The organism is Mumia flava (assembly GCF_002797495.1).
In the GTDB taxonomy this organism is placed as follows: domain Bacteria; phylum Actinomycetota; class Actinomycetes; order Propionibacteriales; family Nocardioidaceae; genus Mumia; species Mumia flava.
Genome location: NZ_PGEZ01000001.1, coordinates 1118271 through 1140230, shown reverse-complemented (window position 1 = coordinate 1140230; position 21960 = coordinate 1118271). Strand labels below are relative to the sequence as shown.

Here is a 21960-nt window from a genome sequence, read left to right as displayed (position 1 = left end):
CCCCGTCGCAACGAAGGAAAGACGACATGCTCCAGGTGGCTCAGAACTACAAGTCGGGCGAGCTGACGGTGCTCGACGTGCCGACGCCGGCGTGCAAGCCCGGCGGCGTCCTCGTGCGCTCCCTGTACTCGCTGATCTCGACCGGCACCGAGATGATGAAGGTCACCGAGGCGCGGCTGTCGCTCGTCGGCAAGGCCCGGGCCCGTCCCGACCAGGTCAAGAAGCTGGTCGACTCGGTCGCACAGCAGGGACCGGTCGCGACGTACAAGAAGGCGATCAACAAGCTCGACAGCTACACCCCGCTCGGCTACTCGGTGTGCGGCGTCGTCGTCGAGGTGGGCGACGGCGCGGAGGAGTTCGCGGTGGGTGACCTCGTCGCCGCGGCGGGCAACGAGTTCGCGCTGCACGCCGAGGTCAACTGGGTGCCGACCAACCTGTGCGTGAAGGTCCCGGCCGGGGTCGCACCCGAGCATGCGGCGTTCGCGACCGTCGGCGCGATCGCGATGCAGGGCGTACGCCGGGCCGAGCCGCAGCTCGGCGAGACGGCGTGCGTGATCGGGCTCGGCCTGGTCGGTCAGCTCGTCGTCCGCCTGCTGGTCGCGGCCGGGGTCCAGGTCGTCGGCGTGGACACCGTCGAGGCCCGCTGCCGGATGGCGGAGAAGGCCGGCGCGATCCTCGCTGCCGGGCCTGATCCCCAGGGCGCCGCGGACGTGGAGGCGGCCCTGCGGGGGGCGACCGGCGGTCTCGGCGCCGACCACGTGCTGCTGTCGGCCGGCGGCGCGACCAACGGCCCGGTCGAGCTCGCCGCGCGGGTCGCGCGGGATCGCGCGCGGGTCGTCGACATCGGCAAGACCAAGCTCGACCTGCCGTGGAACGACTACTACGAGAAGGAGCTCGACGTCGTCTTCTCCCGGTCCTACGGCCCGGGCCGCTACGACGACCGGTACGAGCTGGAGGGGATCGACTACCCGGCCGGGTACGTCCGGTGGACCGAGCGCCGCAACCTCGGCTGCTTCCTCGACCTGATCGCCGCGGGCTCGCTGGACGTCGCGTCGCTGGTCTCCGGGATCCATCCGATCGGGGAGGCCGGCGCGCTGTACGACGGGCTGCGCACGGGCGACGTCCAGGGGGTCGGGTTCCTGCTCGAGTACCCGGAGCCGGCCGGTGGCGCCGCGGCGCCGGTCGAGCGTGAGACGCGGACCGTGACGACCCCCAGCGCCCCGCGGCCGGCCCGCGGCTCAGGAGACGTCGCGCGGATCGGGTTCGTCGGGGCCGGCAACTACGCGTCGTCGATGCTGCTGCCGCACCTCGCACGCAACGACGCGGCTCGCCTGGTCTGCGTCGCCACCACCCGGTCGCTGTCCGCCGTCAACGCCCAGCGCAAGTTCGGCTTCGCCACGGCCTCGACCGACGACGCGAGCGTCCTCGAGGACGACTCGCTCGACGCGGTCTTCGTGGTCACCCGGCACCACTCGCACGCCGACCTGGTCTGTCGTGCGCTGGAGGCCGGCAAGGCGGTCTTCGTGGAGAAGCCGCTGGCGATCACCGGTGACCAGCTCGATCGCGTGGTCGACGCGGTCGAACGGACCGGCAACGACCGCCTGATGGTCGGCTTCAACCGGCGGTTCGCGCCGATGCTCACGGACCTGCGCGAGCGGTTCGGTGATCCGGGCGGCCCGGTCAGCGCGCGCTACCTGGTCAACGCCGGCGCGCTCGAGGCGGGCAGCTGGTACCTCAACGACGACCTCGAGGGGTCGCGCTTCGTCGGTGAGGGCGGGCACTTCGTGGACACGCTCAGCGCCTGGATCGGCTCCGCGCCGGTCGAGGTGGTCGCGCGCCAGACCCCGGGCGGCGGGGACCTGCACGTGATGCTCACCTACGCGGACGGGTCGCTCGGCACGATCACGTACGCGACCGGCGGCGACAGCCGCTTCCCGAAGGAGACGCTCGACGTGTCCGGCGGTGGTCGCAACGCGCGGCTGGACAACTTCGCCCGCGCGACCGTGTGGGGGCGCAAGGGCAAGGACACCAAGCGCTCGCTCGCGGGTCAGGACAAGGGCCAGCGTGCCCAGCTCGCCGCGTTCGTCGAGGCCGTCCGGACCGGCGCGCCGATGCCGATCGGACTCGACTCCCTGGTCGCGACCACCCGGGCGACGCTCGCGGTGGAGACCAGCCTGCGGACTCAGGAGGCCGTCGCGCTGTGAGCAGGAGTCTCGGGTGGTACGCAGCACGGCTGCGTCGGATGTCGCCGACGGAGGTCGCGGGGCGGGTCCGCGACCTCGGCCGGCGCACGGCCTGGCGGCGTCGGCAGGTCCGGCCCGGTGACGCGGCCGGCACGCCGGCGGGGCTCCGGCCCGAGCGCTCGTTCGCCTCGAGGCTTCCGGACAGCGCTCGCGACGACGTGGACCCCGGTGCTCGGGCCGCCACGCTCGCGGCTGCCGACGCGATCCTCGAGGGCCGCTGGGACGTGCTCGGCACCCCGTGCCCCGCGATCGCCGACCCGGACTGGTTCCACGACCCCGTCACCGGCCGGCGGGCCCCTGCCGAGCCGTACGCCTTCAGCATCGACCACCGCGACGAGGCCGTCACCGGCAACGTCAAGGCGGTGTGGGAGATCTCGCGGCACCACCACCTGACCGTCCTCGCGAGCGCGTACTGGCTCACCGGCGACGGCCGCTACGCCGAGACCGTGGCGGCGCAGCTGCGGTCGTGGTGGTCCGCCAACCCGTACCTCTCGGGCATCCACTGGACGAGCGGCATCGAGGTCGGCGTGCGGCTGATCAGCTGGGTCTGGATCCGCCGGCTGCTGGACTCCTGGGAGGGTGCCGGAGACCTGTTCGAGCACAACCCGCAGGCCCTGCACCAGATCCGCTGGCACCAGGAGTACCTCGAGGCCTTCCGCAGCCACGGCTCGTCTGCGAACAACCACGTGATCGCCGAGGAGGTCGGCCGGCTCGTGGCGGCGTGCGCCTTCGCGTGGTTCGACGAGAGCGAGCGCTGGCGTGACGACGCGCGTGCCGGCCTCGATCGCGAGCTCGCCGCGAACACCTTCGACTCCGGGATCAACCGCGAGCTGGCCACCGACTACCACCGGTTCGTCACCGAGCTCGGCCTGCTCGCGCTGGTCGAGGCCGACGTCGCCGCCGCGCCGCTGGGCGACGGGACCCGGCGCCTGCTCGCGGCGTCGCTGGACGCGGCCGCGGCGGTCGTCGACGTGACGGGGGCGCCGCCCCGGCAGGGCGACGGAGACGAGGGGCGCGGTCTGGTGCTCGACGACCCGGCGTCCGATCCGTGGGGTGCGATGCTCGGGTGGGGCGCGGCCGTGCTCGGGGCGCGACCGTGGTGGCCCGCCGTCCGCCCCGGCGTCGCCGCTGCTGCCCTGGGCGCCCTGGCGGTGAGCCGCGTGGTGCCGGACCGGCCCGAGCGGAGGCCGGACGTGTTCGACGACGCCGGCATCGTCGTGCTGCGGACCGACCCGGCCGAAGGACCCGAGATCTGGTGCCGCTGCGACGGCGGGCCGCACGGCTTCCTCGCGATCGCCGCGCACGGCCACGCCGACGCGCTGGCGGTCGAGGTGCGCCACGACGGGGTGGAGGTGCTCGTCGACCCGGGCACGTACTGCTACCACGGCGAGCCGCAGTGGCGGAGCTACTTCCGGGGCACGTCGGCGCACAACACGGTGCTGGTCGACGGCGCGAACCAGTCGGTCGAGGCCGGCCCGTTCATGTGGGCGGCGCAGGCCGAGACGACCACCACCGAGGTGGACCTGGGCGGTCGGACCCAGCGCTGGTCGGCGCGGCACACCGGCTACGCGCGCCACGACGGCAGCGTGATCCACCAGCGGACGGTCACGCTGGACCACGATCGTCGCGAGCTGGTCGTCGCCGACACCGTGCGGACCGGCGAGACCCACGAGGTGCGGGTGTCGTTCCACCTCGGCCCGCAGGTCGACGTCGCGCTCGAGCCCACGTACGCCGTCCTGCGCTGGCGCGGGCCGGACGGCGAGGTCACGGCCGAGGCGGCGCTGCCCGCGGAGCTCGCGTGGTCGGCGCACCGAGGCGAGACCGACCCGGCCCTGGGGTGGTACTCGCCGCGGTTCGGCGAGCGTGTGCCGACGACGACCCTGATCGGTCGCGGCAGCGTCTCGTCGGCGACGACCTTCACGACGCGATTCGCCTTTCCGAACACATTCTGGTCAATTCCTGCGGGCGAGGAGTCTGCGGAAATACCCTCGATGAGAAGGGCGTCGACGGGGAGGTCCGATGGGTGAGCAGGCACTCGACGTGCGTTCCGCGGTGGCCGGACTCCGGCGACACCGCGGGGCGCTGCTGGGCGCCGGTCTGCTGGGCGCCGGGGCGGGCCTGGCACTGGTCGTCCTCCAGCCACCGATGTACGCCAGCACGAGCCAGGTGCTGCTCCCTCCCGCCAAGGACGCGACCGGCCAGCCGATCAGCCGGGAGGTCGCGACCGAGATCCGCGTCGCCGGGAGCGACCTGGTGCTCGCTCCGGTCGCCCGCTCCCTGACGCCACCCGAGTCGGTGGCGGCGCTCTCCAAGCGGGTCGACATCGAGGCCCCCACCCGGGACGTGCTCGAGTTCACGGCGATGGCACCGTCGGCCGGGGACGCCGAGTCGCTCGCCCGGGCGCTCGCCGAGTCCGAGGTCGAGCACGCCAACGACGCGAGCGACACGCTCTCGCAGGTCCAGCGGGACGCGCTGAAGGACCGCCGCAAGACCCTGCGCACCAGCCTGAAGCAGGTGAGCGAGCAGATCGAGGAGACCAAGACCCGGCGGGAGACCGAGGACCCGGCGAGCGTGGAGGGCAAGGCCGACGCGGCGGCCCTGGCCCAGCTGACCGCGGAGCAGGCGAACCTCGTGCTCCAGATCGACCAGGTCAACGACCGGCTGGAGACCACCGAGACCGGCTCGACGGCGACGATCATCCAGGACGCGACACCCGCCGAGCGGCCGGCGCTGCTCGCCAGGGCCGGCGTCCTCGTGGCCGCGGGGCTCCTCCTCGGTCTCCTGCTCGGAGCGACCGTGATGATCGTGCTCGGCCGGCGCGACCGGCGGCTGCGCTACCGCGACGAGATCGCCGATGCGATCGGGACCGCCGTGGTCGGCTCCGTGCACACGATCCGTCCTCGCGACGCCGCCGGGTGGGGCGCGCTCCTGTCGGACTACACACCGGAGACGGTCGACTCGTGGGCGCTCCGTCAGGTCCTGCGGCACCTCGCGGACCCCGACGCCGAGAGCGAGGCGGTCAGGCGCACCCCGGTGGCGCACCCGGGATCCCTGACCGTCCTGTCGCTCGCCGGAGACCAGCGCGGGCTGGCGGTCGGCCCGCTGCTCGCCAGCTACGCCGCGTCGATCGGGATCGAGACGGAGCTCGTGGCCGCACAGGGACACGACGCGGCGGCCACGCTCTGGGCGATGATCGGGCAGAACGCCGGGCAGGAGCTGCGCGAGGGGCTGACGGCCGACAACCGGCTGGCCGAGCGGTCGGTCGACCTCACGGTCGTCCTGGTCGTCGTCGACCCCAGCGACGCCCGCCTCGACAGCCGACCGGGGACGGACGCGACGGTGCTGGCGGTCTCGGCCGGGTCGTCGACCGCCGAGGACCTGGCTCGCGTCGCGATGACGGCTGACGACGCCGGCGGCCGGATCGACGGCATCGTGGTGGCCGACCCCGACGACCTGGACCGTACGACCGGGCGGCTGCTGCAGCGCGAGCGAGCCATCCAGGCCTCGCTGCCGGTCCGCCTGACCGGTGTGCCGTCCGGGGACGCCCGCGGCGACATCGCCGACCTGCGCCGGGGACAGCGGTGAGCAGGCGCCGCTTCGACGAGGCTCCGGGACCCAGCGAGGCGGTCCCGGGGGCCACCTCGTCGGTCCTGGTCAGCCTGCACTACCTGCGGTCGGCCCTGCGGCGGCGCTGGCGGGTGTGGGTCGGAGCCGGAGTCGTCGGCTTCCTCCTCGGGATCGCGGCCACGGTCGTCGTCCCGGCCTCGAGCGCAGGACGTACGACGGTGTTCCTCGAGCACGACGCCACCGTCGAGCCGTCGTTGGCGATGGCCACCGACCTCAACCTGCTGCAGACCCGGACGGTCGCCGCGCGCACCATCGACGAGCTCGGGCTCGACATGACCCCGGAGGACTTCCAGGCGACGATCAAGGCCGAGCCGCTCACCTCCGACCTGATGGTGATCTCGGTCTACGCCGCCGACGACGCCACCGCGAAGCTGCGGGCGAAGACCCTGACCGAGGTCTTCATGGACTTCCGCGCCGACCAGATCGTCGCGCAGTCCGACGCGCTGGTGGAGGGCTACCAGGACCGGGTCGACACCCTCCAGCGGCAGTCCGACCGGTTCATGAAGCAGTACGAGGTCGTCTCCGCCACGCCCGACAGCGGCAGCCAGGCGGCGGACCTGCTCACGCAGCGGACCCAGACCGACGAGCAGATCGGCCAGCTCCAGCAGCAGATCGCCGACGCCCAGCTGCAGTCGGCCTCCATCGTGCAGGCCAGCCAGGTCGTGGACGAGGCCAGCCTGGTCCCGCGCCACCCACGGCGCCGTACGGCCCTGGCCGGGCTCTCGGGCATGGTCGGCGGGGTCGCGGTCGGCATGGGCTTCGTGCTCGCCGTGGCGATCACCTCCGACCGCCTGCGCCGCCGCGAGGACGTCTCCCGCGCGCTCGGCGTGCCGGTGCGCATCGGCGTCGGCGAGATCACGGCGTCGCGCTGGGCTCCGTGGCACGGGAGGCGGGCGCGGCACGCGACGACGCTCCTCGTGCACTCCCTCGAGCACGCCCTGGACCACCTGCCCACGCGGCCGCTGCGGGTGGCGCTCGCGGCCGTGGACAACGTCGACGACACCGTCGCCCTCGTGGCCGCCCTCGGAGTCGACCTCCATCGGCGGGGGACCGCGGTGCTGCTGGTCGACCTCAGCAGGGCGGGGGTCCTCGAGGACGCCGTCGAGCGCCGCGCGGCTGCGGAGGAACGACGGGTCAGCCAGCAGCACCAGGCCGCTGAGCAGGAGGCGGAGGAGCTGCTGCGGACCGCCGTCGCGCTGGAGGAGGAGGCGCTCGCCGACGGGACCATCCGGCGCACCGACAACGGTCTGGCGACCGCGCTCCGGCTGCGCTCGCACGCGGAGCGGGAGGCGGAGGAGCTCCTCCAGACCGCGGTCGACCTGGAGGAGGACGCCGCGCGATCGGACGGAGTCGTGTCGCCGGCGCAGGCGGCGCCGGGACCGGTCGTGTTCCGTTCGGAGTCCGCCGCGCAGCTCGCACGCGGCCCGCTCGACGGAGCCGGGGACCTGCCGGCCGGCGACCGGCGGCGGGCGGCGTGGGACGACGCGGAGATCACGCTGACCCTCGTCGAGACGGTGCCCGACGGTGGGCTCGAGTCGCTCGCGAGCTGGGCGGACCTGGCGATCCCGGTCGTGACGACGGGGAGGTCGAGCGCCGAGCGCCTCCGGACGACCACGGAGCTCGTCCGCGCCGCCGGGCTGCAGCTGCCGTTCGCCGTCATGGTCGGGTGCGACCCGACCGACGAGAGCATCGGCCGCGAAGGAGCCTCCGACGAGCCGCCCGGCGTCGAGCGGAGGACCGGGTGAGCCCAGCGGCGGTCGTCCCGCTGTCCCGGGCCGCCGCGGAGTCCCGGCACTGGCGGGCCAGCGGTGTCCTGGTCCTGGCGGCCTGGGGCGCGCTGATCCTCAACGTCCTGTCGTTCAACGCCAGCGTCGCGCTGGTGCCGGTGCCGCAGTCGCTCGGTCAGATGATCACGATGGGCGCGCTCCCGTTCGCGCTCCTGTTCGCGCTGATGGCGAACCCTCGCGTGATCGTCCGGCCACACATGTTCATGCTGCTGGTGACGCTGCTGGCCGTGGTGGCGCTGATGGTCAGCCTGCACAACGACTTCATGGTCGGTTCCACGTTCCGCGCCGTCCGGATGCTCGGCTTCGTCGCCGTGCTGTGGCTGCTGACACCGTGGTGGGGCCGCCGCGACATGCTCCTGCTGCGGTGCCACCGCACCTGGCTGTGGGCCGTCCTCGCGTCCGTCGTCCTCGGTGCGCTGGTCGCGCCCGGCAAGGCGTTCGAGTTCGAGGGCCGGCTGGCCGGCGTGCTGTGGCCGATCTGGCCGACCCAGGTGGCGCACTACGCCGCCGTGCTGTTCGGGACGACGGCGCTGCTGTGGCTGTGCCGGCTGATCAGCGGCCGCTACGCCGTGTTCGCCCTGACGGTCACCGGCGCGATCCTGATCCTCACCCACACCCGCACAGCGTTGCTCGCCGTCGGCGTCGGCCTGACGCTGGCCGCGGCGACGCTCTTCCTCGGTCACGCCCGGGTTCGGCGGACGTCGTTGCTCGGGGTCGTGACCGTCCTCCTGCTGGCGACCGTCTTCGCCTCGCAGCTGACGAGCTGGGCGCTGCGCGGGCAGACGCCCGAGGAGGCCGGGAACCTGACCGGCCGGACCAAGGTCTGGGAGGCCGTGGTCGACCAGCAGCGCTCGATCGTCGGCGACCTGTTCGGCTCCGGCATGTCGGACCAGTCGTTCGAGGGCCTGCCGATCGACAGCAACTGGGTCGCGACCTTCTTCGACCAGGGATGGTTCGGCGTCGTGATCGAGGTCGTGATCATCCTGCTGCTCCTGCTGATGGCGGCGACCCGTGAGCGCGGACCCCACCGCGCGATCGCGCTGTTCCTCGTCGTCTACTGCATGATCGCGTCCATCACCGAGACCGGCCTCGGGATCCCGTCCCCGTACCTGCTCGAGCTCACGATCGCCGCCTCCCTGCTCACCTACCAGCCCCGCGGGCCACGATGAGGGTCGTCGTGGTGCACGGGCGCTACCGGTCCGCGGCGCCGAGCGGGGAGAACGTCGTCGTGGACCAGGAGTCGGCTGCTCTGGCCGAGGCCGGGCACGAGGTGGTGCTGTTCCAGCGCGAGAGCGACGAGATCGCCGGGTGGTCGCTCGCCCGCAAGGCGATGCTGCCCTACCGCAGCGTGTGGAACCGGCCGGTCCGCGACGACCTGGGGCGCCTGCTCGCGCGGGTACGGCCGGACGTGGTCCACGTCCACAACACCTTCCCGCTGCTCAGTCCGAGCGTGCTGCACGCGTGCGCCGACGCCGGGGTGCCGGTGGTGGCGACCCTGCACAACTACAAGCTGCTGTGCGCCAGCGGCGACTTCTTCCGTGACGGCGCGGTGTGCCACGCCTGCGCGGACGGGTCGGTCCTCCCGGGGCTGCGCCACGGCTGCTATCGCGGCTCGAGGATCGCCACGGCCCCGGTCAGCCTCTCGCTCACCGCGCACCGCACCGCGTGGCGCGAGCTGGTCTCGGCGTACGTGTTCATCTCGACGGCCCAGCGCGACGCGATGCGGGCTCTCGACCTCCCGGCCGAGCGGGTCTTCGTCAAGCACAACCACGTCCCGGAGCCTCCGGTCGCGCCGGCCGGCGAGGGCGACCGGGACCGTACGGTCGCGTTCGTCGGCCGGTTGGACGCCGTCAAGGGCGTGCCGTTCCTGATGCGTGCCTGGGACGCGTTCCGTGCCGCGCGACCGGACTCGGGGCTGCGGCTCGTCGTGGTCGGAGGCGGACCGCTCGAGGACACCGTGCGGACGTGGGCCCGCGGCCACGGGTCGGTGGACGTCCTCGGCCTCCTGGCACGCCCGGAGGCGATGCGTCGGCTGGGCCGCTCGCTCGCCGCGGTCGTGCCCTCGCAGTGGGAGGAGACGTTCGGACTGGTCGCCGTGGAGGCGATGGCGGCCGGTGTCGCGCCCCTCACCCCCGACCGCGGTTCGTTCCCGGAGCTGGTCGACGACGGCCGCACCGGAGCGCTGTACCCGGCCGAGTCGGTCGCCGGCCTCGCCCGGCTGCTCGCCGACGTCGACGACGACCCGGCCCGCTTCGCCGGGTACGGGCGGGCGGCGCGCGGCGCGTACGAGAAGCGGTTCGCGCCCGAGGCAGGACTGCGTGCCCTCCTCGACGTGTACGACTTCGCGCGGAGCAACCGCGCGGTCCGAGCCGGGAGCCGACGGTGAGCGCCGGCCGGCACCGGGCCCCGACCCGCCTCGAGAACGGCGGGTACGCGCTGCTGCGGCGACTCGGCTGGGGGATCGGCGACCAGGCCGTGTCCAGCCTCAGCAACTTCGTGCTCGGGATCGTGGTCGCGCGGTCGCTCGGCTCGGAGGACTTCGGCGCGTTCAGCCTCGCGTACCTCACCTACGGCGTGGTGATCAACGCGTCCCGCGGGCTCGCCACGGACCCGCTCGTCGTCCGCCACAGCGGACGGACGCCCGGCGAGCTGCGGCCGGCGATCGCGTCCGCGACGGGGACGGCCCTCGTCGTCGGCGTGGTCTGCGGCATCGCGTGCGCCGGCGTCGCCCTGGTGGCGCCGGAGGCGGTCGGACCGGCGTTCCTGGCGCTCGCGGTCGGCCTGCCGGGACTGATGCTCCAGGATGCGTGGAGGTTCGCCTTCTTCGCCTCCGGGAAGCCGCAGAAGGCCTTCGTGAACGACCTCGTCTGGGGCGTCGTCCTGATCGGCACGCTCGTCGCTCTGCACTCGGTCGGGCGCCTGACCGTCGAGACGAGCGTGCTGGCGTTCGGCGGCACCGCGACGCTCGCGGCCCTGTTCGGTCTGCTCCAGAGCCGCGTGCTGCCCCGGGTGTCGACGTTCTGGCGCTGGATGGTCGACCACCGCGACCTCGGGACCCGCTACCTCCTGGAGAACCTCAGCATGGGCTTCGCCCGGCAGCTGCGGTTCGTCGTCCTCGGCGCGGTCGCGGGCCTGGCGGCGGTCGGCGAGCTGCGTGCGGCCGAGATGCTGATGGGTCCGTTCCTGGTGATCCTCATGGGCCTGAGCCAGGTGGCGGTCCCCGAGGCGACCCACGTGGTCCGCCGGGCACCTCACCGGCTCGGTCAGTTCTGCCTGGGCCTCGGCGCCGTGCAGGGTGCCGCGGCCGCCGCCTGGGGCGTCGCGATGCTGCTCCTGCTGCCGTACGGGCTCGGCGAGCTCCTGCTCGGCGACCTGTGGGAGCCGGCCGCCGCTCTGCTCCCGATCGTGGTCGTCGGTCTCGTCCTGGGCGGGATCGAGGTGGGCGCCACGGCGGGCGTGCGTGCGCTCGGCGCGGCCCGGCGCAGTCTGTTCGCCCAGCTGACCGGGTCCGGCCTCTACCTGGCCGGTGGCGCGGCCGGCGCCTACCTCGACGGAGCTCGTGGCTCGGCGATCGGCGTCGGGCTCGCCGCCGCCGTCGGCGTGGTCGTCTGGTGGGTCCAGCTGCGCCGCGGGCTGACCGACCACCTCGCCGCCCAGGCCCTGCTCAGCACCGAGAGCCCGACCGAGGAAAGGATCCTGCTATGACCGCGGACAGCGCGGCACCGACCGTGTCCGTCGGCCTGCCCGTCTACAACGGGGAGGACTACCTGCGCGAGTCGCTGGACGCGCTGCTCGCGCAGACCTACACCGACTTCGAGCTGATCATCTCCGACAACGCCTCGACCGACGCGACCGCGGCGATCTGCGCGGAGTACGCCGCGCGCGACCCGCGGATCCGCTACGTGCGCCAGGAGGTCAACATCGGGGCCGCGCCCAACCACAACGTGCCCCCGTCGCTCGCGCGCGGCCGCTACTTCAAGTGGGCCTCCGACGACGACCTCTACCGCCCGGAGCTGCTGGCGAAGTGCGTCGAGGCGATCGAGCAGCGACCCGACCACGTGCTCGCGCACGCCTGGGACGCCGTGATCGACGAGCACGGCGAGATCATCTTCCAGACCCCGTACGTGATCCGCACCGACGACCCCGATCCGGCCCGACGGCTGCGCAGCCTGCTGGTCGAGCCGGGCGGCAACGACTACTACGGAGTGATCCGCACCGACGTGCTGCGCCGGGTGCTGCCGTACGGGAGCTATCCGAACTCGGACCGGACGCTGGTCGCGGCGTTGGCCCTGCACGGTCGGTTCTACCAGGTTCCGGAGGTGCTCTACCTGCGGCGCGACCACCCCGGCCGGGCCACCCGCGCGGGCGACTGGCGCGCGCGGGCCGCGATGCTCGACCCTCGCTACGCCGACCGGGTGCGCTACCCGCTCGTGCGGATCTACGCGGAGTACGTCGCGGGCTTCCTGTCCGGGATCTGGCGTGCTCCGCTCACCGGGACGCAGCGCCTGCGCTGCTACGGCGAGGTCGGACGGTGGTTCCTGAGCCTGTTCACGACGCGGCGCAAGCGCGCCTCGGTCGAGGACCAGGTGGAGCTGTCGTGACCCGGCGGATGCGGATCGGGGTGCTGGGCTACTTCGGGATCGGCAACATCGGCAACGAGGGCACGCTGGAGGCGTTCCTCGACTACCTGCGTGCGCAGCACCCGGATGCGGAGATCCTGTGCCTGGCGGCCGAGCCGGACCAGGTCACGCGCGACCACGGTGTGGAGGCGGTGCGGCTGATGTCCTACCGGCCGGGTCCGGGCAGCGGGGCGGTGCTCACGGTCCGCAAGGCGCTGAGCCGGCTGGTCGACGCACCCCGGATCTTCCGCCTGGTCGGGAGGACCGACGCCGTCGCGGTCCCGGGCACGGGGGTGCTCGAGACCTCGCTGCTGACCCAGCCGTGGAGCCTGCCGTACTGGCTGTTCCTCACCGCGGTGGCGTGCCGGCTGCGACGACGGCCGTTCGCGCTGGTCAGCGTCGGCGCGGAGCCCACCGGCGACCCCACCACCCGGTTCTTCCACCGCTGGACCGTCCGGCTCGCCGACTACGTGAGCTACCGCGACGAGGCCTCGCGGGCGACCGTCGCCGCGATGGGCGCGGCCCGCGAGGACGCCAGGCTCTATCCCGACCTGGCCTTCGGCCTGCCGACGCCGGCGGTCGAGCGCGAGCGTCCGGACCTCGTGGTCCTCGGCGTGATGCGCTACGAGGTGGCCGACCACGGACGGTCCCGCGGCCCCGAGGCGGTGCGCGCCTACGTCGTCGACACCACGCGGCTGATCGCCGACCTCGTCGCCGCAGGCCGTACGGTCCGGATGGTCGTCGGCGACGTCGCCGACCTGACGCTGGCCGAGGAGATCGAGCAGCGCGTCGTCCGCGAGCACCCCGAGGTCCACGGACGCGTCACGACCAGCGTCGCCGCGACCCTCACCGAGCTGATGGGCGAGATGGCGGGCGCCGGGGTGGTGGTCGCGTCCCGCTTCCACAACGTGATCTGCGCGCTCAAGCTGGCCGTCCCGACGGTGTCGCTGGGCTACGCGGGCAAGAACGCCCGGGTGCTCGAGGAGTTCGGCCTGGGCGAGCTGAGCCAGCGCATGGACTCCCTCGACGTCGACCTCGTCGTGGCGCAGGTGGCCCGTGCGGGCGCGATCGCCGACGAGGTGCGCCCGGCGATGCACGCGACGGCGCAGCGCTTCGGCGCGGAGCTCGCCGATCAGGAGAAGCGGCTGTCGAGCGAGGTGTTCGGCGCGGCGGCTCGCTGACCCGCTCGCGCTGCGTCGTGCCGGCGGGCGAGCACCGCCGTGGTCGTCGCCAGCCCGGCCGCGCCCACGAGGGCGCCTCCGAGCACGTCCGAGGCCCAGTGCGCCGCTTGGAGCAGCAGCGCCAGCGCCATCGCCGCGCCGAGCAGCGCGACGACCAGCCACGCCGTCCAGCGGGACCCGAGGCCGAGCAGCAGCACGACGAGCCCGGAGCAGACCAGCAGCGCCGCGACGTGCCCGGACGGGAAGCTGCCGCCGAAGCCGGGGGTCAGACCGTGCGGGTCCGGGTGCTCGATCAGCTCCTTGACGCCGAGCACGACCACGCCGGCCGGACCGACCACGAGCGCGGCGAGGCCGACCGGTCGCCAGGAACGCTGCGCCCAGGCCGCAGCCACGGTCACGACCGCGGCGACCAGGAGCGCGTTGCGCGGCTGGAGCCCCTCGACCAGCACGTCGACGCGCAGCTGGGTCACGCCCCACACGTCGTCGGGTCGGAAGACCTGCCGGACCCGGTCGTCGACCCCCTGGGTGGCGCCGGCCGCGACGGCGGTGGCGAGGACGACGAACGCGAGCGCGCACCCGATCGCGCAGGCCGCGGCGGCACGCCCACGCGCCGCCGCCGGTCGGGCCGGGGTGGTCATCGTCGGACCTTGACGCTCCCGCGGTCCTGCCGGAACGGCGCCGCGCGCCAGCTCTTCCAGGACACGGTCTTCCAGAGCTCGCGTGCCATGAACCGCGTCGGTCCGACGTAGCGGTTCTTCACCCACCGGTTGTTCTGCCGGAAGGTGATCGCCCGCTCCACCGACAGGCCCTTGTACGGGGACCACGACGGGTACGAGCCCCAGTTCGAGAACAGCCCCACGTATCCGCACCCCCGGCCCGGCCGGCACGCGTCCGGCATCCTCGCCGGGTCGAAGCGGATGACGTTGTGGTGGACCAGGAGGTTCTTGACCTTCCACCGGCAGTCGTCGTAGTAGGGCTTGCGGGCGATCTTGTCCGGGTCGGAGCAGGCCTTGACGGTCGCGACCCGCGGGTTGACCAGCGTGGTGTAGTCGCTGCTGGTGTTGGCAGGCGACCCGGCGAAGCGATCGGCGTTCTCCCACGCGATCAGCGCGGACCAGTTGTCGACGAAGCGGTTGCCCGCGATCCGGAACGTCCGGCCGTACCGCTCGCCCGCACGCGGGTCCGACCCCGACTCGGAGAGGTAGATCGCGGCGGTGGGGAAGCCGCGCTCGCGGCGCCCGTCCCGGATCGCGTTGCGGACGAAGGTGTTGCGGACGATGCGCGCGTTGTAGCTGGTCTCGTACATCAGCGCGGGACCGTCGTTCCTCGCGAAGTAGTTCCGTCGGATCGTGAACCCGGTGTTGTTGGTGTCGGCCCAGATCCCGACGCTGCGGTTGTCGTGGATCCAGTTGCCGACGATCGTGGCGCGCCGGGTGTCCCAGAACTTGCCGCCGCCGGTGCAGCCGCAGCCGGGGCGCCGGCGCTCCCAGTCGTGGGTGTTGTTGCCGGTGATCTCGTTGTACGTGAGCTTCACGCGACGCACGCCGGTGCGCTCGTACACGCTGAAGCCGTACTGGCCGTTGTACGCCAGGCAGTTGCGGCTGACGACGTTGTCGGTGCCGACGAACACACCGGCGCCGGCGTTGCGCCGGACGGTGTTGTTGCGGACCCGCCAGCCGTGGGCCGCGTCGTGGTTCACCACGCCCTCGTTCATCGTGGTCCCGGCCCGCCCGAAGTTCTGGATGGTCAGGTGCTCGACGGTCACGTTCTCAGCGCGGCCCCCGAACGCGTACAGGTTGGTGCGCCGGCCGTCGATCACCGCACCGGGTGCCCCGACGAAGCGCTGTCCCCGACGGGGCCGGACCTGGTCGTACTCGCCGTTGCCCAGGGTGTGGGTGCCGCGCGTCAGCCAGAACGTGGTTCCGCGCGGGGCGTTCGCCGCCATCCGTGGGAGGTTCATCGCGGGCGTCACCCGCCGCGCGCCCGTGGGACGCTTCGACGGCCCCTGCTTGCCGGCCCGACCGCACCGACGGGCGATCGGGCGCTTCGGTGCGGTGCCCGACGGCGCGCGTACGGTCCGCGCTGCGTCGCCCGTCCAGGCGCCCGAGCCGGACGCGGACTCCGCGGACAGGGCCGCGTCGCCCGACGGCGTGGGTGCGGAACGGACGAGCACGAGAGCGCTGAGGATCACGACCGACGCCACCGCGACCAGCGCGGCGACGGCGGGACGCCACCGGCTCAGCATCCCGGCGCCCGAGAACGGACGAGACATCGCGTGGCTCCCTCCCCCTGGGGCACGGTCCGCGGTGCACCGACCACCGGGCTCGTCAGAGACGATACCGAGCGCCGCCGGGACGCCTCGAGCGCCGTGCGGTGCAAACGCGTCCCGGCCCCCGCACGCTGGACTAGGGTGTCGGGTCGACGGTGCATCACACAGGTCTGGGGGCAGCACGGATGATCGGTCTGGAGCTCGGTTCGGGTCCGCTGGACGTCGTCTGCCTCGGGGCGCACCCCGACGACGTCGAGATCGGCTGCGGTGGCACGCTGCTGCGCCTGGCGGAGCGCGACGACGTGACCGTACGGGCGGTCCTGCTCACCGGGACGGAGGACCGTCTGGGGGAGGCCCGTGCAGCCCTGGACTCGTTCGTGCCGGGCTCGAAGGTGGACTGCGCGGGGCTGCCCGACGGTCGGCTCCCGGCGGTGTGGGGCGAGGTCAAGGAGTATCTCGAGCAGGTCGCGGAGCACGTCCGTCCCGACGTGGTGCTCGCCCCGAGGGTCGACGACGCCCACCAGGACCACCGGCTGGTCGGCCGCCTGGCGAGCACCGTGTGGCGCGACAGCCTCGTCCTGCACTACGAGATCCCGAAGTGGGACGGCGACCTGTCCGCGCCGACGCACTACGTCGGCTTCGACGAGGCCACGGCGCGCCGGAAGGTCGAGCTGCTGCACGCCGGCTACCCGAGCCAGACCGGGCGCGACTGGTGGGACGACGAGCTGTTCCTCGGGCTCATGCGGGTCCGCGGGGTCGAGTGCCGCAGCCGCTACGCCGAGGGCTTCTACGCCTCGAAGGTGCTGATCGACCCGAGCGTCGGCTGACCCGCTCATCGGCGTGGCTCAGACGCCCGGGAGCGAGGCCCGCACCGGGTCGGCGGCGGTCGGCTCCGCTGCTCCGGGGTGCTTCCAGACCTTCCACGGAGGGCACGGTCCGCGGTTGAGCTCCTCGAGGTAGGTGTGCTCCTTCACCGTGTCCATGCAGGCCCAGAAGCCGTCGTAGCGGATCGCGCTGAACCGTCCCGCGTCGGCGGCGCGGACGCAGCCGTGCATGACCAGGTCCTCGCCCTCGCCGATGTAGTCGAAGATCTCCTGGCGGAGCACGAAGAACCCGCCGTTGATCCGCATGTCCATGTCGGCGACCGGCAGCAGGCCGGTGAGGTTCCCGTCGGCGTCGGTGCCGACCACGTGGAACGAGTCCTGCGGCCGCACCGCCAGCAGGCTTCCGGCGTGGTGCGCGGGCAGGGTGGCGATCAGGTCGTTGATCGGGACGTCCGAGAGCCCGTCGCCGTAGTTGGCGAGGAACATCTCGTCACCGTCCAGGTACGGGCGGACGCGCCGCAGGCGCTCGCCGATCGCCGTCTCGTGGCCGGTGTCGACGAACGTGATCGTCCAGTCGCTGATGTCGGTGTCGATCATGTCGACGCGCCGACCTCCGTCGGACAGCACGAAGTCGTTCGACGCCGTCTCGCGGTAGTTCAGGAAGTAGTCCTTGATCACGTTCGCGCCGTAGCCGAGGCACAGGACGAAGTCCTTGTGCCCGTAGTGGGCGTAGTAGCGCATGATGTGCCACAGGATCGGCCGGGTGCCGATGTGGGTCATCGGTTTCGGGAGCGTGCTCCCGTCGGTACGGATGCGGGTGCCGAGGCCCCCGCAGAACAGCACGACCTTCACGATCCGACCTCCAGACGTCGGGGTGCGGCGAACTCCCGGACCGACGGGGCGACCGGGCGGCCGACGAGCAGGCCGTCGGTGCTCCCGGCGGACACCGCTCGCGCGTAGACCGCCATCGCTCCGTGCGCCGCCTCGACGGTGTGGGCGACCTCCGCGTCGCCGTGCGCCGCCGAGACGACGAGCGACGGTCCGAGCACGCCGCGCTTGAGCATCTCCTGGATGAACAGGGTGCGGAACGGCTGCGAGGGCTTGCCCTCGTGGTCCTTGGTCCCGAACACCATGCACGAGGGACGGCCGAGGATCGGGATGTGGTCGGACAACCCGTGGTCGGCGGCCGCCTTGCGAAGCCCTTCGCGGAGCTTCTCGCCCTGCGTCTCCATGACGCCGACGACGTCACGCTGCGCGTAGGCGTCGTAGACCGCGAGCATCGCGGCGAGCCCGGTGGTCTCGCCGCCGTGCGTCGTCGACAGCAGCCAGACCCGGGACGCGTCGGTGTTCAGGCCGCCGAGCTCCATCAGCTCGCGCCGGCCCGCGAGCGCGGCGATGCTGAAGCCGTTCGCGAGGCCCTTGCCCCAGGTCGACAGGTCCGGGACGACCCCGTACACCTCCTGCGCCCCGCCGGCCGACCAGCGCATGCCGGTGATCATCTCGTCGAAGACGAGGACGAACCCGTCGCGGTCCGCGAGCTCGCGCAGCCCTTCGAGGAAGCCCGGCTCCGGCTCGGCGGTCGCGGTGGCGGCCTCGAGGATGACCGCGGCGACCCGGCCGGGGTGCTGCTCGAGCAGGGTGCGCACGGAGTCGAGGTCGTTGTAGCGGAACTTCAGGGTCTGGTCGTGCACCGGCGCAGGGATGCCGGCACCCATCGACGTGGTCGTGATGAACCAGTCGTCGACGGAGAAGAACGGCTGGGTGCCGCAGACGGCGACCAGGTCGCGGCCGGTGGCCGCGCGCGCGAGCTTGATCGCGGCGGTGGTCGCGTCGGAGCCGTTCTTGGCGAACTTCACCATGTCCGCGCCGGGCACGTGGGCGAGGAAGGCCTCGGCGGCCTCGACCTCGGTGATGCTGGGGCGGGCGAACCCGACGCCCTGCTGCGCTGCCCGGGTGACGGCCGCGACGACGCCGGGGTCGGCGTAGCCGAGCGTGATCGCGCGCAGCGCCTGGCCGTACTCGACGTACCAGTTGCCGTCGACGTCACGCACCCGCGACCCGACGCCCCGCTCGATGATCGGCGTCATGTGCTCGGGGTACTGGTCCGAGCCGCGCGCGTACGTGTGCGCGCCCCCCGGCACGAGCTCGTGCAACCGCGCCTGGGCGGCGTTCGAGCGGTCGAAGGACCGCGGCGCGGTCGTCGACAGGTCTGCCTCAGCGTCGTCCATGGGACCTCCTCGCCCACGATTGTTGCCGAGTCGCGAGCACGTCGGGCCGGATTGGCGAACTTTTGCGCGAACGCTCCCAAACCATGCCGAGCGGCCCCCGCGCGCCGGTACGCTTCCCGCCATGCGCGCAGACTTCTGGCGGGGCCGCGACGTGTTCGTCACCGGCCACACCGGCTTCAAGGGCGCGTGGTTGTGCGTGCTGCTGTCCCGGCTCGGTGCCCGGGTCCACGGCTACGCCCTGGCCACCCCCGACACCTTCCTGTACCAGCGAGCCGGGCTCCGCGAGCTCGTCGCCTCCGACGTCGTCGGCGACATCCGCGACCGGGGCTCGCTCCGCGACGCGATGACCGCGTCCGGCGCCGACGTCGTGCTGCACCTCGCGGCGCAGTCCGTGGTCCGCGCCTCGTACGACGATCCGACCGAGACGTTCTCGTCCAACGTCGACGGCACGCTCTCGGTGCTGGAGGTCGCCCGGTCCGTGGCGCGGGTGCAGCGGTGCGTCGTCGTGACCACCGACAAGGTCTACCGCAACCACGAGTGGTCGTGGGGATACCGCGAGATCGACGGGCTCGGAGGCGACGACCCGTACAGCGCGAGCAAGGCGTGCACGGAGCTGCTGACCCACGCGATGGCGGTGTCGTTCCCGCGCGAGGGCTTCGCCGTCGCGACGGCGCGCGCCGGCAACGTCATCGGCGGCGGCGACGCCACCGCGGACGCGCTCATGCCCGAGCTGATCTCGTCGTACGCCGAGGGTCGCCGGGCGGTCCTGCGCTACCCCGAGGCCGTGCGGCCCTGGCAGCTCGTGCTCGAGCCGCTGAACGGCTACCTCACGCTCGCCGAGCACCTCGACGCCGACCGCCACGACACCGCCTGGAACTTCGGGCCCTCGGCCGCCGACGTCCTCACGGTCGGAGACGTGGCCGACCGGACCGCGGCGCTGTGGGGCGACGGCGCCGGCTGGGAGACGACCCCGGACCACGGTCCGCACGAGGCGGGCCTGCTCTCCCTGGACTCGGCGAAGGCCCACGCGGAGCTCGGCTGGAGCCCGGTCTACGAGGTCGGGGAGGCGCTCTCGGCCACCGTCACCTGGGAGCGTGAGGTGCGCGCGGGAGCCGGCCCGCGCGAGGTCACGCAGCGCCAGGTCGACGCGTTCGCCGAGCGTGCGACGACCTGAGCCAAACGCCCCGCCCCGACGGGTGGACGTGCTCTAGTGTGGCGCGCATGAAGGTCATCGAGACGGACATCGAGGGGCTCCTCGTCTTCGAGCCCACGCCGCACCGCGACGAGCGCGGGTACTTCACCCGGACGATGGACGTGAGCATCCTCGCCGACGCCGGCATCGACCCCGCCGGGTTCAAGCAGGAGAACCAGTCGCGCTCGTACCAGGGCGTCGTCCGCGGGCTGCACGGCCGCTCGAACAAGGGCGAGGCCAAGCTGGTCCGCTGCGCGCACGGTGCCGTGATGGACGTCGTCGTGGACACCCGGGTCGGGTCGCCGACCTTCGGCGAGATGCGGACGTTCGTGCTGGACGACCAGGTGCACCGCCAGGTCTACATCCCGCGTGGGTTCCTGCACGGGTACCAGGCGCTGACCTCGGTGACCGACTTCTGCTACCGGATCGACGACTTCTACGGTCCTGGCGAGGACACCACGGTGACGTTCGACGACCCGGAGATCGGTGTGCCGTGGCCGGCCCCGATCACGATCGTGAGCGAGCGGGACCGCAACGGCGTCTCCTGGGCGGAGTACAAGCGCTACCTCGGCGTGGAGTAGGCCCTACCCCGTACGTTCGTCGAGGCCGAGCCGCTGTCCCTACGTTCGTCGAGGCCGAGCGGAGCGAGGATCGAGACGCCCCGCTCGGACGCGCCCTCAGGCCGGCTCGATCTCGCGCGGCATCGGATCCATCACGACCCACCGGCCGCCGTTCTCCTCGATCTGCGGCATCGCCTTGCGCACCTCGGGCAGCAGGTCCGGGACGAACAGCAGCACCCGGTCCGGGCGCAGGTCGACCAGCGCCTGCGGCGAGACGATCGGGACCCGGGTGGTCGGCATCGTCAGGCCGTGCTTGCCGGTCGCGGCATCGGCGACCGCAGCGAGCAGCGCGGGGTTCACCTCGGCCGAGCGCAGCAGCGACGAGGTCCGCGACGCGGCGCCGTACCCGCCGACGACCAGTCCCTGCTTCGCGGCGTCGTCGAGGTAGCCGCGGATCGCGGCCACCGAGGTCTCGAGGGCCTCGCCGAGGGTCGCCACGTACGCGGGATCGTCGATCCCCTCGGCGGTCTCGCGCTCGATCATCGCGGTCACCGAGGCCGCCTGCTCGCCCCAGCGGCTGCCGGTCCTCGCGAACACGAGCATCGTCGTGCCGTCCTGGTAGAGCGGGTACTGCCAGGCGCCGACGCCGGTCAGGCCCAGCTCGGCCGCCATCGAGACCAGCGCTGGCGTCGAGTAGTACGCGAAGTGCCCGCTCTTGAGGGCGTTCCACATCCCGACCCGCACGATCGAGGCGACGTTGTGGATCATGAACGCGATCACGCCGTCGTCGTCGAGGTGGTCGACCCGCTCACGGAAGGCGGCCAGCTGGTCGCGGTCGTGCATCATGCCGTGGACGTCGACGACCAGGTCGGCCGGCCCGCTCGCCACCTTCTCCGCTCCGCGCAGGGTGAGCTGCGGGGTCCACGAGCCGCCGTGCGGGCTCGGGTAGTCCACGAACCGGGTGCCCTCGACGACGAACCCGGCCTCGGTGAGGTCGGCGACGCACTTCTCCGCCTGCTCGACCAGCGCCCGCGGCTCGACGCCCAGCGGCTCCTCGGGCTCGGTCGGGTCGTCCTCCAGCTGGAGCAGCCCGCTGGTGGTGCTCATCACCATCCGCAGCGGGTACTCGGGGTCCGGCAGCGGGTCGTCGGGGGCGGGGAACAGGTCCGAGGCGGGCTGCGACCCCAGGTCGAGCACGACGACGCCGCCAGGCTCGCCGCTCCAGCGGTCGCGCCAGGATTCGATCGGACTCGGCAGGCTGGTCTCGGCGGACATCGGAGCTCCTCGTACGGCGCGGGCTGGACGTCGCTCAGCGTAGTGGCGCGGATGCGACCCGGGTCCCGGTTTCGCAGCAAGTTGTCTCCGACCGCTTCGTACCCGATGTGAAAGTTTGTCCCCTTCGTCACGATCTGGTGTCAGAGTCGCTCCAG

The 21960-nt window shown here is 72.8% G+C and carries 17 protein-coding genes; 12 read left to right on the top strand and 5 right to left on the bottom strand.

Annotation, left to right across the window (positions count from 1 at the left end):
- Positions 1-26: 26 nt before the first annotated feature.
- The 9 genes from CLV56_RS05370 to CLV56_RS05330 are packed head-to-tail and all read left to right on the top strand — an operon-like array spanning position 27 to position 13457.
- Entirely contained in the window at positions 27-2204 is a 2178-nt protein-coding gene (locus CLV56_RS05370; RefSeq protein WP_039364413.1) for a bi-domain-containing oxidoreductase, read from the top strand.
- Positions 2201-4270 (top strand): alginate lyase family protein, encoded by a 2070-nt coding sequence (locus CLV56_RS05365; RefSeq protein WP_211287983.1) that lies wholly within the window; start codon positions 2201-2203, stop codon positions 4268-4270. Before CLV56_RS05370 ends, CLV56_RS05365 begins: the two co-directional genes overlap by 4 nt.
- The gene (locus CLV56_RS05360) at positions 4263-5828 is read left to right on the top strand and encodes a GumC domain-containing protein (protein ID WP_039364416.1); all 1566 of its coding nucleotides are present in this window, start codon (positions 4263-4265) and stop codon (positions 5826-5828) included. Before CLV56_RS05365 ends, CLV56_RS05360 begins: the two co-directional genes overlap by 8 nt.
- The gene (locus CLV56_RS05355; RefSeq protein ID WP_039364419.1) at positions 5825-7615 is read left to right on the top strand and encodes a YveK family protein; all 1791 of its coding nucleotides are present in this window, start codon (positions 5825-5827) and stop codon (positions 7613-7615) included. Before CLV56_RS05360 ends, CLV56_RS05355 begins: the two co-directional genes overlap by 4 nt.
- Positions 7612-8826, top strand: a complete 1215-nt coding sequence (locus tag CLV56_RS05350) for a hypothetical protein (protein WP_100414503.1) — start codon at positions 7612-7614, stop codon at positions 8824-8826. The genes CLV56_RS05355 and CLV56_RS05350 overlap by 4 nt, the downstream gene beginning before the upstream one ends.
- Positions 8823-10043, top strand: coding sequence for a glycosyltransferase (locus CLV56_RS05345; RefSeq protein ID WP_039364421.1), 1221 nt, complete (start codon positions 8823-8825; stop codon positions 10041-10043). Before CLV56_RS05350 ends, CLV56_RS05345 begins: the two co-directional genes overlap by 4 nt.
- On the top strand, positions 10040-11362 hold the full coding sequence (locus CLV56_RS05340) for an MATE family efflux transporter (RefSeq protein ID WP_100414502.1): 1323 nt from the start codon (positions 10040-10042) through the stop codon (positions 11360-11362). The genes CLV56_RS05345 and CLV56_RS05340 overlap by 4 nt, the downstream gene beginning before the upstream one ends.
- On the top strand, positions 11359-12258 hold the full coding sequence (locus CLV56_RS05335) for a glycosyltransferase family 2 protein (RefSeq protein WP_100414501.1): 900 nt from the start codon (positions 11359-11361) through the stop codon (positions 12256-12258). The genes CLV56_RS05340 and CLV56_RS05335 overlap by 4 nt, the downstream gene beginning before the upstream one ends.
- Positions 12255-13457 (top strand): polysaccharide pyruvyl transferase family protein, encoded by a 1203-nt coding sequence (locus CLV56_RS05330; protein ID WP_100414500.1) that lies wholly within the window; start codon positions 12255-12257, stop codon positions 13455-13457. Before CLV56_RS05335 ends, CLV56_RS05330 begins: the two co-directional genes overlap by 4 nt.
- Here the strand turns inward: CLV56_RS05330 and CLV56_RS05325 are convergent.
- Together CLV56_RS05325 and CLV56_RS05320 are read right to left on the bottom strand one after the other, a co-directional pair.
- A complete protein-coding gene (locus tag CLV56_RS05325) occupies positions 13409-14095 on the bottom strand; it encodes a phosphatase PAP2 family protein (protein WP_039364424.1) in 687 nt (228 codons plus the stop codon). The two genes, CLV56_RS05330 and CLV56_RS05325, sit on opposite strands and share 49 nt — an antisense overlap.
- A complete protein-coding gene (locus CLV56_RS05320; RefSeq protein ID WP_211287982.1) occupies positions 14092-15729 on the bottom strand; it encodes a right-handed parallel beta-helix repeat-containing protein in 1638 nt (545 codons plus the stop codon). The genes CLV56_RS05325 and CLV56_RS05320 overlap by 4 nt, the downstream gene beginning before the upstream one ends.
- A gap of 152 nt (positions 15730-15881) precedes the next feature.
- On the opposite strand from CLV56_RS05320, the gene CLV56_RS05315 reads away from it, so the two are divergent.
- Positions 15882-16553, top strand: coding sequence for a PIG-L deacetylase family protein (locus tag CLV56_RS05315; RefSeq protein WP_245857625.1), 672 nt, complete (start codon positions 15882-15884; stop codon positions 16551-16553).
- 18 nt (positions 16554-16571) lie between these two features.
- On the opposite strand, the gene CLV56_RS05310 is transcribed toward CLV56_RS05315, so the two are convergent.
- Positions 16572-17402: a glycosyltransferase family protein gene (locus tag CLV56_RS05310; RefSeq protein ID WP_039364427.1), complete on the bottom strand. Its 831-nt coding sequence runs from the start codon at positions 17400-17402 to the stop codon at positions 16572-16574.
- Positions 17399-18778 carry a glutamate-1-semialdehyde 2,1-aminomutase gene (locus CLV56_RS05305; RefSeq protein WP_100414499.1) on the bottom strand — a complete coding sequence of 460 codons (1380 nt, stop codon included), beginning with the start codon at positions 18776-18778 and terminating at the stop codon, positions 17399-17401. The genes CLV56_RS05310 and CLV56_RS05305 overlap by 4 nt, the downstream gene beginning before the upstream one ends.
- Positions 18779-18899: 121 nt before the next feature.
- Here CLV56_RS05305 and rfbG point away from each other — a divergent pair, with 121 nt between their 5' ends.
- Both rfbG and rfbC read left to right on the top strand, forming a co-directional pair.
- The gene (gene rfbG / locus CLV56_RS05300) at positions 18900-19952 is read left to right on the top strand and encodes a CDP-glucose 4,6-dehydratase (RefSeq protein WP_039364429.1); all 1053 of its coding nucleotides are present in this window, start codon (positions 18900-18902) and stop codon (positions 19950-19952) included.
- A 47-nt stretch (positions 19953-19999) separates the two neighbouring features.
- Positions 20000-20551: a dTDP-4-dehydrorhamnose 3,5-epimerase gene (gene rfbC, locus CLV56_RS05295; RefSeq protein ID WP_039364431.1), complete on the top strand. Its 552-nt coding sequence runs from the start codon at positions 20000-20002 to the stop codon at positions 20549-20551.
- Between the two features lie 96 nt (positions 20552-20647).
- Here the strand turns inward: rfbC and CLV56_RS05290 are convergent, their stop codons facing one another.
- Positions 20648-21805 (bottom strand): NAD(P)-binding class I SAM-dependent methyltransferase, encoded by a 1158-nt coding sequence (locus CLV56_RS05290; protein WP_100414498.1) that lies wholly within the window; start codon positions 21803-21805, stop codon positions 20648-20650.
- Positions 21806-21960 lie beyond the last annotated feature (155 nt).